Annotated in this window: 14 protein-coding genes; 11 read left to right on the top strand and 3 right to left on the bottom strand. The window is 60.0% G+C overall.

Annotated features, from left to right (window positions below; translation table 11 throughout):
* Positions 1-14: 14 nt before the first annotated feature.
* Entirely contained in the window at positions 15-806 is a 792-nt protein-coding gene (locus tag J5M57_RS26420) for a hypothetical protein (RefSeq protein WP_064586712.1), read from the top strand.
* Between the two features lie 133 nt (positions 807-939).
* Here the strand turns inward: J5M57_RS26420 and prmB are convergent, their stop codons facing one another.
* Positions 940-1,848 (bottom strand): 50S ribosomal protein L3 N(5)-glutamine methyltransferase, encoded by a 909-nt coding sequence (gene prmB, locus J5M57_RS26415; RefSeq protein ID WP_064586711.1) that lies wholly within the window; start codon positions 1,846-1,848, stop codon positions 940-942.
* 238 nt (positions 1,849-2,086) lie between these two features.
* On the opposite strand from prmB, the gene J5M57_RS26410 reads away from it, so the two are divergent.
* The 5 genes from J5M57_RS26410 (at position 2,087) to J5M57_RS26390 (ending at position 4,858) form a co-directional block, all read left to right on the top strand.
* Complete coding sequence (locus J5M57_RS26410) at positions 2,087-2,677, top strand: cysteine hydrolase family protein (RefSeq protein WP_003223193.1); 591 nt, start codon at positions 2,087-2,089, stop codon at positions 2,675-2,677.
* A gap of 130 nt (positions 2,678-2,807) precedes the next feature.
* Positions 2,808-3,128, top strand: a complete 321-nt coding sequence (locus J5M57_RS26405) for a hypothetical protein (RefSeq protein ID WP_007914024.1) — start codon at positions 2,808-2,810, stop codon at positions 3,126-3,128.
* Between the two features lie 74 nt (positions 3,129-3,202).
* Complete coding sequence (locus J5M57_RS26400; RefSeq protein WP_207850093.1) at positions 3,203-3,760, top strand: Smr/MutS family protein; 558 nt, start codon at positions 3,203-3,205, stop codon at positions 3,758-3,760.
* Between the two features lie 77 nt (positions 3,761-3,837).
* A complete protein-coding gene (folE, locus tag J5M57_RS26395) occupies positions 3,838-4,383 on the top strand; it encodes a GTP cyclohydrolase I FolE (protein ID WP_003204506.1) in 546 nt (181 codons plus the stop codon).
* A 103-nt stretch (positions 4,384-4,486) separates the two neighbouring features.
* A complete protein-coding gene (locus tag J5M57_RS26390) occupies positions 4,487-4,858 on the top strand; it encodes a glutathione S-transferase N-terminal domain-containing protein (protein ID WP_064589969.1) in 372 nt (123 codons plus the stop codon).
* Positions 4,859-5,017: 159 nt separating this feature from the next.
* Here J5M57_RS26390 and J5M57_RS26385 read toward each other — a convergent pair whose 3' ends face one another.
* Complete coding sequence (locus J5M57_RS26385) at positions 5,018-6,184, bottom strand: PLP-dependent aminotransferase family protein (protein ID WP_169840890.1); 1,167 nt, start codon at positions 6,182-6,184, stop codon at positions 5,018-5,020.
* Between the two features lie 82 nt (positions 6,185-6,266).
* Between J5M57_RS26385 and J5M57_RS26380 the strand changes: the two genes are divergently transcribed.
* The 3 genes from J5M57_RS26380 (at position 6,267) to J5M57_RS26370 (ending at position 9,096) form a co-directional block, all read left to right on the top strand.
* Positions 6,267-6,713, top strand: a complete 447-nt coding sequence (locus J5M57_RS26380; RefSeq protein ID WP_169840891.1) for a MarR family transcriptional regulator — start codon at positions 6,267-6,269, stop codon at positions 6,711-6,713.
* Positions 6,714-7,029: 316 nt separating this feature from the next.
* On the top strand, positions 7,030-8,379 hold the full coding sequence (locus tag J5M57_RS26375) for an NCS2 family permease (protein ID WP_207850092.1): 1,350 nt from the start codon (positions 7,030-7,032) through the stop codon (positions 8,377-8,379).
* 90 nt (positions 8,380-8,469) lie between these two features.
* Positions 8,470-9,096: a LysE family translocator gene (locus tag J5M57_RS26370; protein ID WP_064586707.1), complete on the top strand. Its 627-nt coding sequence runs from the start codon at positions 8,470-8,472 to the stop codon at positions 9,094-9,096.
* Positions 9,097-9,306: 210 nt separating this feature from the next.
* Here J5M57_RS26370 and uraH read toward each other — a convergent pair whose 3' ends face one another.
* Complete coding sequence (gene uraH / locus J5M57_RS26365; protein WP_056853839.1) at positions 9,307-9,660, bottom strand: hydroxyisourate hydrolase; 354 nt, start codon at positions 9,658-9,660, stop codon at positions 9,307-9,309.
* A 430-nt stretch (positions 9,661-10,090) separates the two neighbouring features.
* On the opposite strand from uraH, the gene puuE reads away from it, so the two are divergent.
* Together puuE and uraD are read left to right on the top strand one after the other, a co-directional pair.
* Positions 10,091-11,017 (top strand): allantoinase PuuE, encoded by a 927-nt coding sequence (puuE, locus tag J5M57_RS26360; RefSeq protein ID WP_039769896.1) that lies wholly within the window; start codon positions 10,091-10,093, stop codon positions 11,015-11,017.
* Positions 11,014-11,529 (top strand): 2-oxo-4-hydroxy-4-carboxy-5-ureidoimidazoline decarboxylase, encoded by a 516-nt coding sequence (gene uraD, locus J5M57_RS26355; protein ID WP_007913979.1) that lies wholly within the window; start codon positions 11,014-11,016, stop codon positions 11,527-11,529. Before puuE ends, uraD begins: the two co-directional genes overlap by 4 nt.
* The last annotated feature ends 52 nt before the right edge of the window (positions 11,530-11,581 follow it).

Genomic DNA, 11,581 nt, shown 5'->3' with positions numbered 1-11,581 from the left:
AGGATCTCGCCGTTATGACTGATACCCAGAATTCACCCGACACCACCGCTGAAAAAGACGCACCGCCAGCGGTCGAGCTGCCATGGGCGGACGTCAGCGTCGAGCACCACAAGATGCTCCGCCTGGCCCCGCTGCAGACCGATCGTCACACCGGTGGCCGGCCATTGCGCTTCGTCGAATTCGGTTATGCCGAGCGCAACAGCAAAGAACACAGCCTGATGCGCATGGCGATCAAACTGCCCTCCCAGCGCGTACGCAAAGAGCAGAATCAGCTCGACGTGTGGGTCAATCACACCACCAAACGGGTGCATTTCGGCCCCGACAGCGGCTTGCAGATCGAACCGCTGAACCGCGGCATCGGTCGGTTCATGGCCGCACAAGGCATCAACTGGGCGAAAAAACGCTGGCCCGCCTACACCGTCGACGGCATGGACTTGAACAACAAGGACGCGCTGAATGAAGACACCCGCCTGCGTCGCGATCACTTCTTGCGCGTGCATGGTTTTGACGTGGTGTACGCCGACGCCCAGCATTTGAAGGGCAGCGTCAAAGAGGTGCAGGTCGGTGATCTGCTGGGCGACTGGAACAGCGAGAAGCTGCAGATCGTCGAGATTCTCGAGGCGGCGCAGATGCTGCAACAGGCCGAGCAGAACCTGGCCGAGCAGGAAGTGAAGCTGAAGAAGCAGGAAGAGAAAGTCAGCAAGTTCAAGCGTGAAGACGCCGGGTTGCGTTTCACCATTACTTGCCTGGTGGCGTTTGCGGTGTTTCAGGCGGGGTTGTTGATCTGGATTGCTACGCACCGCTAGATCAACACTGACCTGTGGCGAGGGAGCTTGCTCCCGCTGGACTGCGCAGCAGGCCCCTGCTTCTTGAGATAAAAAACAGGGCCGCTTCGCGCCCCAGCGGGAGCAAGCTCCCTCGCCACAGAAGTCAGTGAGGTCAGACGCGGGAGGCGAACAGCGCCTGATGGTTGCGGCACTGCTCCGCCGTCAGCATGAACACGCCATGCCCGCCACGCTCGAAATCGAGCCAGGCGAAGTCGACTTCCGGGTACAGCGCTTCAACGTGCACCTGGCTGTTGCCCACTTCAACAATCAGCAAACCCTTCTCGGTCAGGTGATCCGCCGCTTCGGCGAGCATCCGCCGCACCAGGTTCAGGCCGTCGTCGCCGCAGGCCAGGCCCAGCTCCGGTTCGTGCTGGTATTCATCCGGCATGTCAGCGAAATCTTCCGCATCGACGTACGGCGGGTTCGACACGATCAGGTCGAAACGCTGCCCCGGCAACCCATCAAAACCATCGCCCTGCACGGTATACACGCGCTCATCGACACCATGGCGCTCGATGTTCTGGTTGGCGACTTCCAGCGCTTCGAACGACAGGTCCGCCAGCACCACTTCGGCGTTCTGGAACTCGTAGGCGCAGGCGATACCGATGCAGCCGGAACCGGTGCACAGGTCGAGAATGCGTGCCGGCTCGTCGCCAATCCACGGGGCGAAGCGGTTTTCGATCAGTTCGCCAATCGGCGAACGCGGGATCAGCACGCGCTCATCGACGATGAACGACATGCCGCAGAACCACGCTTCACCGAGCAGGTAAGCCGTCGGGATGCGTTCCTCGATACGGCGCTTGAGCAGGCGTTGCAGGTTGACCAGTTCGTCGTCTTCCAGCGCGCAGTCGAGGTAGCTGTCGGCGATTTCCCATGGCAGGTGCAACGCACCGAGCACCAGCTGCCGGGCTTCATCCCAGGCGTTGTCGGTGCCATGGCCGAAAAACAGATCCTCCCCATGGAAGCGGCTGACGGCCCAACGGATGTGGTCGCGCAGGGTACGAAGTCGGGAAGTGATCACGGGGCAGAACTCCAGAAAAAACGACTGGCGATTCTACCAGCCAAAACGCGTCACGACGACGCGGGAAACATTCGGCGGCGACAGTAGGAAGTTTCTGATTTTTGCATCGGCCATTGAACAGAACGTGTAACTTGACAAGGCTGCAGGCCAATAACGACGCTGCCTACGATGGTAGCGGTTCACAGAACCGCTCAGCCAGAGGACAATGCCGCAAAAGCCCCACCCCAAGGAGCCCCGAATGTCCGTTCCAAAAACGATGTTTCAACTCAGCGGTCGCGGTTACGCAGCGGCCACACTGAGCCATGCCACCGTGGTCATCATCGATGCCCAGAAAGAGTATCTCAGTGGCCCGCTGGCCCTGAGCGGCATGGACGCGGCCGTCGCGAACATCAAACAACTGGTCGCCGCGGCCCGTGCAGCCGGTCGGCCGATCGTGCACGTGCGTCATCTCGGCACCGTCGGTGGCCTGTTCGACCCACAGGGCGAACGCGGCGAGTTCATCCCCGGCCTTGAGCCACAGGGTGACGAGACCATCATCGGCAAACTGCTGCCGAGCGCTTTCCACGGCACCGAACTGCTGGACCGTCTGCAGAATCTGGGTTCGCTGGACCTGATCGTCTGCGGTTTCATGAGCCATTCCAGCGTCAGCACCACCGTGCGCGCGGCGAAGAACCTGGGCTTCCGTTGCACCCTGGTCGAAGACGCCTGCGCCACCCGCGATCTGCCGTTCAAGGGCCGTGTGCTCAGCGCCGCCGTGGTGCAGGAAGCGGAAATGGCGATCATGGCCGACAACTTCGCCACCCTCGCGCTGACTCAAGACCTGATCTGATCTGCTCTGATGAGCGGCTCACGGCGCCGCTCATCCGCAAAAGCCTCGCATTTGCTTCAATTGCCTTAGCCTCAGGAACAACCCGGTCAACTCCCGGTCGAAGGGCCGATACCCATTGAGGAAGGTCGGAATGAAGTTATCCGATGGATTTGACGCACGCCGCTTGCGGCCCAAAGGCCAAAGCAACTGGCGTTTTCGATTCGGCGCAGCGATCGCCGCCATTCTGGCGACGTTCGGTGTGCTGCTGGCGATGGCCGGGGCCGCCAGCCTGCTGGGGCGCCCACCGGCGCTCGGCGACCTGAACGCCACGCCGATGGGTTCGGCGATCATTCTGGCGGTCGGTTTGCTGTTCCTGTATTTCGGCGTGGCGCTGTGGCGTCGTTGCCGGCGTCGCGCCCGGCAATCGCGGGAACTGAACATGTCCCCGCACCTGATGAAAAAACACGACTGACACGACGGCCTGGCTTTTTGCCGGGCCGTTTTGTTTCGACTTGGGTAAACTGGCCGCCCTTCGCGGAGGCTGACATGCAAGACGACGATTTTTCCCTGTTCAAAAGTGCGATTCAAGGCGTCAAGCCGATCAAGCACGACCGCGCCGACACCGGCAAACCCAAGGCTGACCGCGCCCAGATCGCCAAGCTGCGCCAATCCGCCACCGTGCGCACCGACACCGCGACCGTGGATGGCCTGTCCGATCAGTTCGTGATCGACGTCGGCCCTGAAGACGAGTTGATGTGGGCCCGCGACGGGGTGCAGGAAAGCCAGATGCGCAAGCTCAAAGTCGGCCAGATCCCGTTCGAAGGCAGCCTCGACCTGCACGGCATGAACGTCGAAAAAGCCCGCGAGACCCTCTGGGCCTTCCTCGCCGAGGCGACCAAATTCGAAATCCGCTGCGTACGCGTCACCCACGGCAAGGCCGTGCGCCTGGACGGCAAGCGGCCGATGATCAAAAGCCACGTCAACACTTGGCTACGCCAGCACCCGCAAGTGCTCGGTTTCTGCTCCTGCCAGGCCAGACATGGCGGTGCCGGCGCGGTTTACGTGATGCTCAAACGCACCATGATGGAAGGCCGCGACGAATAATCGCGTAACACCGAACTTGCAGGGTTGTGTCCGCCACCGTACCCTTGCCCTTTGCGAAAATCCCCACAGGTAGTTTCATGTCCCTGGAACAGAATTACACCGCGATTCTCGGCCAACTGGGCGAGGACGTGTCCCGCGAGGGCCTGCTCGACACGCCAAAGCGTGCCGCCAAAGCCATGCAGTACCTCTGCCGCGGTTATGAACAGACGCTCGAAGAGGTCACCAACGGTGCCCTGTTCAGCTCCGACAACAGCGAAATGGTGCTGGTCAAGGACATCGAGCTCTACTCGTTGTGCGAACACCACCTGCTGCCGTTCATCGGCAAGGCGCACGTCGCGTACATCCCGAGCGGCAAAGTGCTGGGCCTGTCGAAGGTCGCACGGATCGTCGACATGTACGCCCGTCGCCTGCAGATCCAGGAAAACCTCAGCCGCCAGATCGCTGACGCTGTGCAGCAAGTCACCGGCGCGCTGGGCGTTGCCGTGGTGATCGAGGCCAAGCACATGTGCATGATGATGCGCGGTGTGGAGAAGCAGAATTCGTCGATGATCACTTCGGTGATGCTCGGCGAGTTCCGCGAAAACGCGGCGACTCGCAGCGAGTTCCTCAGCCTGATCAAGTAATCGGCTGCAGAAAAAAACCGGCGTTGATCGCCGGTTTTTTTTCGCCCACGAAAAATCGGGTAAGCTGCGCGCCTTTCTCCATTTGTACCGTGAGGCTTTCAACGTGTTCGTAAAAGCGCTTCGTGTCGGCCTTGGCCAACTGATCATCTTCATCGACTTCATCACCCGCCCGGGCAAGAAACAACGCCCGGCCGAAACCCAGGCCCAGGTCAACGCCGCCGCCAAAAGCCTGACCCTGTATCAGTTCCACGCCTGCCCGTTCTGCGTGAAGACCCGCCGCACGCTGCGTCGCCTGAATGTGCCGGTAGCGCTGAAGGACGCGAAGAACAACGAACAGGATCGCCAGACGCTGCTGGACCAGGGCGGCAAGATCAAAGTGCCGTGCCTGCGCATCGAAGAGAATGGGCAGACGACGTGGATGTATGAGTCCAAGGTGATCATTGATTATCTGGATAAGCGGTTTGCGGCGGTCTGATGTTCTTATGGTGCCTCTGAAGGTCCTATCGCGAGCAGGCTCACTCCTACAATTGGAATGCGTTCTCCTGTAGGAGTGAGCCTGCTCGCGATGAGGCACCTGAGGGCACCATAAATCCCAGACAAAAATAAACCGGCCCTCGAGCCGGTTTTTTTATTTTCAGGCTGCTTTGTCTATTTGCGCCTGCCGCACCACCGCCGCCAACCGCTTCAGTCCTTCATCCAGCCGCGCCGGGTCGATGTGGCTGAAATTCAAACGCAAATGCCCGAGGTTTCGATCGGGATCGGGAAAAAACGGCTCGCCCGGCATGAACGCTACATCGTTGGCCAACGCCTCGTTGAGCAAGGTGCGCGTATCCAGCGGTTGCTTGAGCGTCAGCCAGAAAAACAGCCCGCCCTGCGGCATGTTCCAGTCCGCCAGATCAGAAAAATGGGTTTCCAGTGCCGATTGAAAGGCATCGCGACGCTGACGGTAGAAGCCGCGCAGCTCGCTCAAGTGCTGCTGATATTTTGCCGTACCGATCCATTGCAGCGCCTGCCACTGACCGATGCGGTTGGTGTGCAGATCCGCCGACTGCTTGAGTTTGAGCAGGTGTGGGAACAGGTCCGGACTGGCGATCAGGTAGCCGACACGCAACCCCGGCAGCAAGGTTTTCGACACGGTACCGGTGTAGATCCAGCTGGCTTTTTTCAGGCGCCCGGCAATCGGTTTGGCGCTGCCGCCGTCGAAGGTCAGTTCGCGGTAGGGCTCGTCTTCGATCAGGGTCACGCCGAACTCGTCCAGCAGCGCGGCGACTGCAGCGCGCTTGGCTTCGCTGTAGCGCACGGCGGACGGGTTCTGGAACGTCGGGATCAGGTAGATGAACGCCGGACGATGCTGTTCAAGACGGCTGCGCAGCTGGGCCAGATTCGGGCCGTCGGCCTCTTGCGGCACAGTCAGGCAATCGGCGCCAAACAGCTGGAAGATCTGCAACGCGGCCAGGTACGTCGGTGCTTCCAGCAGGATTTCGGTGCCTTGGTCGATGTACAACTTGGCCGCCAGATCCAGGGTCTGCTGGGAGCCGCTGACCACCAGCACCTGACTCGCCGCGCATTCCAGCCCCAACGCCCGCGCCTCCGCCGCCAGCGCTTCACGCAATGCCGGCTCGCCTTCGCTCATGCCGTATTGGCCGATCGATAGCGGCATGTCGGCCCATTCAACGTTGGGCAGCATGGATTCGGCGGGCAAGCCGCCGGCGAACGACATCACTTCCGGGCGCTGGGCGGCGGCGAGGATTTCACGGATCAGAGAACTTTTAAGGCGCGAGACACGTTCGGAAAAAGCCATGGGAGTCACCGGTAGCGAGGCTTGGGAAAAATGAGTCAAACTGGTTGACCGAAACTACGACAGCTTGAGCGAGTACGTCAATATGCTTGACCTTAAAAACCCCACTAGCCAGCAACAGGCGATGGAAGCGTTTTTCTTCGGCTATCAGGCGTTCACCGCCAAGGCCGATGAAATGCTCGAGCGTCGCGGCCTGTCTCGGGTGCATCAGCGGATCGTGTTTTTCATCGCGCGCTATCCGAATTTGAGTGTGAAGGAATTACTGGGATTGCTCGGCGTGAGCAAACAGGCGCTGAACATGCCGCTGCGCCAGTTGCAGGAAATGCACCTGGTGGACAGCGTGGCGTCGGAAGCGGACAAGCGTAAGCGCCTGCTTGAACTGACCGCCGAGGGTGCGAAGTTCGAGCAGGCGTTACGCCGTGAGCAGGTGAAATTGCTTGAGCGAGTGTTTGCCGAGGCTGGGGAGGCGGCGGTGAATGGGTGGTTGGCGGTGAATATGGCGCTGGGGAACAGTCAAACGGTTCTCGACTGATTGATCTGGCCTCATCGCTGGCAAGCCAGCTCCCACAATGGTCAGCCGTGTGATCCGATGTGAAGAACGAAGCAATTTCTGTGGGAGCTGGCTTGCCAGCGAATGGGCCGGCGCATGCGATATATCCCTATCAATGGAGCTTTCGTAAACAAAACCAAAAACAATATTTGCTTTATTTGTACACAAAAGCATAATCCACTGCGTGCGAGTTCCTGACCGCATGGTCAACAAATTCGCGTATGCCTCAAAGGGCTGCTGCCACCCCTCATGGGTCCGGCCCTGGAAATAACAATAAAACTCTTGAGGAGTACTCGCTGTGGAAAGCCGCAAATCCGAAGCATCGACGCTGGAACTCTCGCCGCCCTTACGCACGGGCGTGCTGGAGCGCATCTTTAAACTCAGCTTGCATGGCACCACGGTGAAGACCGAGCTGATTGCCGGTCTGACAACCTTCATCACCATGGCTTACATCATCTTCGTCAACCCGAACATTATGGCCGATGCCGGGATCGATCACGGTGCAGCCTTCGTCGCCACCTGCATCGCCGCCGCACTCGGCTGCCTGCTGATGGGCCTGTACGCCAACTGGCCGGTGGGTCTGGCACCGGGCATGGGGCTCAACGCCTTCTTCACCTACACCGTGGTCGGCACCATGGGCTACAACTGGGAAACCGCGCTCGGTGCGGTGTTTGTCTCCGGTGTGCTGTTCATGATCCTGACCTTCTCGCGCATTCGCGAATGGCTGCTCAACAGCATTCCGGTCAGCCTGCGCTTTGCGATGGGCGCCGGTGTCGGTCTGTTCCTCGGCCTGATCGGCCTGAAAACCGCGGGCATCGTCGTCGACAGCCCGGCCACCCTGATCAAGCTCGGCTCCCTGCGTGAACCCGGCCCGTTGCTCGCTGCGATCTGCTTCCTGATGATCGCGATCCTCAGCTACCACAAGGTGTTCGGTGCGATCCTCATCAGCATCATCACCGTGACCCTGACCGGTTGGGGCCTGGGCATCGTGCACTACGAAGGGATCATGTCGACCCCGCCAAGCCTGGCGCCGACCTTCATGGCGATGAATGTCGCAGGCGTGTTCAACGTCAGCATGATCAGCGTGGTCCTGGCCTTCCTCTTCGTGCACATGTTCGACACCGCCGGCACCCTGATGGGCGTCGCCCAGCGCGCCAATCTGGTCAACGCTGACGGCCGCATCGAAAACCTCTCCCGCGCCATGAAAGCCGACAGTGCCTCCAGCGTCTTCGGCGCCGTGGTCGGTGTGCCTCCAGTGACAAGCTACGTGGAAAGTGCCGCCGGTGTGGCCGCTGGTGGTCGGACTGGTCTTACCGCAGTCACCGTAGGTGTGCTATTTATAGCCGCGATGTTTTTCGCACCGCTGGCCGGCATGATTCCCGCTTACGCCACCGCCGGTGCGCTGATTTATGTAGCGATGCTGATGATGGGCGGCATGGCCCATATCGAGTGGGACGAAGCCACTGATGCCATTCCGGCGATCGTCACCGCGATCATGATGCCGTTGACCTTCTCGGTCGCCGACGGCATCGCGCTGGGCTTCATCACCTACGTGGCGTTGAAGGCCGGTACCGGCAAGTACAAGGAAATTTCGGTCAGCCTGTGGGTGCTCTGCGCGATCTTCATCGCCAAGTTCATCTTCTTGTAAGCGCCACGCGGTTCAAGCGTCAAAACAGCCTCACCCTCGCGGGTGGGGCTTTTGCACATTCTTGAGTACAACAAAAAGAGGAGGAAAGTGATGAGTCTGGAGACCTGGCTGCTGTTCAGCGGCGCTGCATTGGTGGTGATCCTGATTCCCGGGCCGCTGTCATTGCTGATGATCAGCAACAGCCTGAACTACGGTTTGCGCCGTTCGTACCCGGCGTTTCTTGGCGGCGTGATCGCCTCGATCTGCCTGCTCAGCGCGTCGGCGCTGGGCCTCGGCGCCCTGCTGCTGGCGTCGGAGCAGCTGTTCAGCGCCTTGAAAATCGTCGGCGCGCTGTACCTGTTTTACCTCGCCTGGCAGAGCTGGCAGCAATCGCGTCAGCCGTCGGTAGGCGCCGAAGTGCCGCAAGCCGCACCGGTGCCGCGATTCCGCACCCTGTTTGGGCGCGCCTTCGTATTGGGTGCGAGCAATCCGAAAGACATCCTGTTCTTCGCCGCGTTTCTGCCGCAGTTCCTCAGCGCGCAACAGCCGTTCCTGCCGCAGTTGCTGATCATGATTGCGACTTGGGTGGTGCTCGACCTGTGCTGCAAACTGGCTTACGGACTGGGCGCGCATGGCGCGGCGCGGTATCTGCGTAGCGGCAAGGGGCAGAGCTGGTTCAACCGGGTGAGTGCCGGGTTGTTCAGTGGTGCCGGCGCTGCGTCGCTGTTGAGCCGTTAAAAGCGTCGCTGGCAAGCCATCTCCCACAGGTTCAGGGGTGCTCACATTTTTTGTGTACGGCCCGGACACTGTGGGAGCTGGCTTGCCAGCGATGGCGTCAGACCAGACACCACTTTTTCAGGGTCGAAAAAAAGCCCGCAGTGTGAGCGGGCGAAAGACCAAAGAAGCTATATGCGCAGTCGCTTCCCGGTGGGGGCAGCTGCTTGGGGGTCAGCTGCCCCGATAGGTGGAATAGCTGTAAGGCGAGATCAGCAACGGCACGTGGTAGTGATCCTGTTCAGCGTTGATGCCGAACCGCAGCACCACCACATCGAGGAACGCCGGTTCCGGTAGCTGAACGCCACGGGCGCGGTAGTAATCGCCGGCGTGGAACTGCACTTGATAGACCCCGGTGCGGTAGTCATCGCCTTGCAGCAGCGGCGCATCGACCCGGCCATCGCTGTTGGTAATCGCACTGGCGACCAATTCCAGGTGCGAACCTTCAACGCGGTACAGCTCGACCTTGATCGAGCTGCCCGGGCAACCGTGTGCAGCGTCCAAAACGTGTGTTGTCAAACGTCCCATTGATTCTGCGCGCCTGGCCGCAAAGAGCAGTCAGACTTCGCGCCTCCCGAAGTCAGGTAAAAAGGAGACCGCACCGATTCGGAGCACGAAAAGCTGCGGCGAGCGATTGATTAAGACACTTTTCAAAAAAATTGTACACAATAAAAACGACATTTTTCGCATCACCCCCGCCATTCGGGTGTTTACCCTTGATCTGCCCCCTAAGTGCCTGGCTATTGAACCTGCGATCCATTAGCTGACTGATCAGGCAGGTTTCTTGCAGGCTCACGCCATTAACAGCAAAAGATGACAGTCGGTGAAAAATGCGAAAATTCAGGCTTACAAATTGCGAATAAAGTTGTATACAATCAGCCCATCGCTGTGACGCCAGCCTGCTTACTCACCGCCAGGCCGCCACACCCTCTGTCAACGAATAAGAAGGAAGACTGCAGTGAGCGCTGACTACCCACGCGACCTGATCGGTTACGGCAGTAACCCTCCTCACCCACACTGGCCGGGCAATGCCCGCATCGCCCTGTCCTTCGTGCTCAACTACGAAGAAGGCGGCGAGCGCAATATTCTGCACGGTGACAAAGAATCCGAAGCCTTCCTCTCCGAGATGGTTGCCGCCCAGCCACTGCAAGGCGCGCGCAACATGAGCATGGAATCGCTTTACGAGTATGGCAGCCGTGCCGGCGTCTGGCGGATCCTCAAGCTGTTCAAGGAATTCGACATTCCGCTGACCATCTTCGCCGTAGCCATGGCCGCTCAGCGCCATCCGGATGTGATCCGTGCGATGGTCGAAGCCGGTCACGAGATCTGCAGCCACGGCTACCGCTGGATCGACTACCAGTACATGGACGAGGCGCAGGAGCGCGAGCACATGCTCGAAGCGATCCGCATCCTCACCGAACTCACCGGCGAACGCCCATTGGGCTGGTACACCGGCCGCACCGGCCCGAACACCCGGCGCCTGGTGATGGAAGAAGGCGGTTTCCTCTACGACTGCGACACCTACGACGACGACCTGCCCTACTGGGAACCGAACAACCCGACCGGCAAGCCGCACCTGGTGATCCCGTACACCCTCGACACCAACGACATGCGCTTCACGCAAGTTCAGGGTTTCAACAAGGGCGACGATTTCTTCGAATACCTCAAAGACGCGTTCGACGTGCTCTACGCCGAAGGTGCCGAAGCGCCGAAGATGCTCTCGATCGGCCTGCACTGCCGCCTGATCGGCCGTCCGGCTCGCCTCGCTTCGCTCAAGCGCTTTATCGAATACGCCAAAAGTCATGAACAGGTGTGGTTCAGCCGTCGCGTCGACATCGCGCGCCACTGGCACGAAACCCACCCGTACCAAGGGGCCGCCAAATGAGCCGCTTTCAAACCCTGCAACCGTCGAGCCTGAGCCGCGACGCCTTCGTCAAAGCCTTCGCTGACATCTACGAACATTCGCCATGGGTGGCCGAGAAGGCCTATGACCTGGGCGCGGACGCGTCGATCGACGAGATCGAAACCCTGCACCAGCGCATGAGCGACATCCTGTTGAGCGCCGATCACGCCAGTCAGCTGGCATTGATCAATGCTCACCCGGACCTGGCCGGCAAAGCTGCCGTCCAGGGCCAACTGACCGAAGCCAGCACCAATGAACAGGCGGGCGCCGGTATTCACCAATGCACGGCCGAAGAGTTCCAGCGCTTCACCGAGCTGAACGACGCCTACAAGGCGAAGTTCAAGTTTCCCTTCATCATGGCGGTAAAAGGCAGCAACCGGCATCAGATCCTCGCGGCGTTCGAAACGCGCATTCACAACTCGGTCGACACCGAATTCAAATGCGCGCTGGCGGAGATCAACAAGATCGCCCTGTTCCGTTTACTGACTCTTTAGCGAAGCCTGACCCGAGTGCATCAGACGCGGAGAGCACCCAGGGTCTTGCAAG

The organism is Pseudomonas sp. 86_A (assembly GCF_017491705.1).
Taxonomy (GTDB): Bacteria; Pseudomonadota; Gammaproteobacteria; order Pseudomonadales; family Pseudomonadaceae; genus Aquipseudomonas; species Aquipseudomonas koreensis.
The sequence above is the reverse complement of the archived record's forward strand: the minus strand, read 5'-3'. Positions and strand labels throughout refer to the sequence as shown.

Bases quoted from the DNA above. Each gene is read 5' to 3' on its own strand.
- J5M57_RS26420 (WP_064586712.1), top strand. From the start codon at position 15: ATGACTGATACCCAGAATTCACCCGACACCACCGCTGAAAAAGACGCA.
- J5M57_RS26410 (WP_003223193.1), top strand. From the start codon at position 2,087: ATGTCCGTTCCAAAAACGATGTTTCAACTCAGCGGTCGCGGTTACGCA.
- J5M57_RS26405 (WP_007914024.1), top strand. From the start codon at position 2,808: ATGAAGTTATCCGATGGATTTGACGCACGCCGCTTGCGGCCCAAAGGC.
- J5M57_RS26400 (WP_207850093.1), top strand. From the start codon at position 3,203: ATGCAAGACGACGATTTTTCCCTGTTCAAAAGTGCGATTCAAGGCGTC.
- folE (WP_003204506.1), top strand. From the start codon at position 3,838: ATGTCCCTGGAACAGAATTACACCGCGATTCTCGGCCAACTGGGCGAG.
- J5M57_RS26385 (WP_169840890.1), bottom strand. From the start codon at position 6,184: ATGGCTTTTTCCGAACGTGTCTCGCGCCTTAAAAGTTCTCTGATCCGT.
- J5M57_RS26380 (WP_169840891.1), top strand. From the start codon at position 6,267: ATGCTTGACCTTAAAAACCCCACTAGCCAGCAACAGGCGATGGAAGCG.
- J5M57_RS26370 (WP_064586707.1), top strand. From the start codon at position 8,470: ATGAGTCTGGAGACCTGGCTGCTGTTCAGCGGCGCTGCATTGGTGGTG.
- uraH (WP_056853839.1), bottom strand. From the start codon at position 9,660: ATGGGACGTTTGACAACACACGTTTTGGACGCTGCACACGGTTGCCCG.
- uraD (WP_007913979.1), top strand. From the start codon at position 11,014: ATGAGCCGCTTTCAAACCCTGCAACCGTCGAGCCTGAGCCGCGACGCC.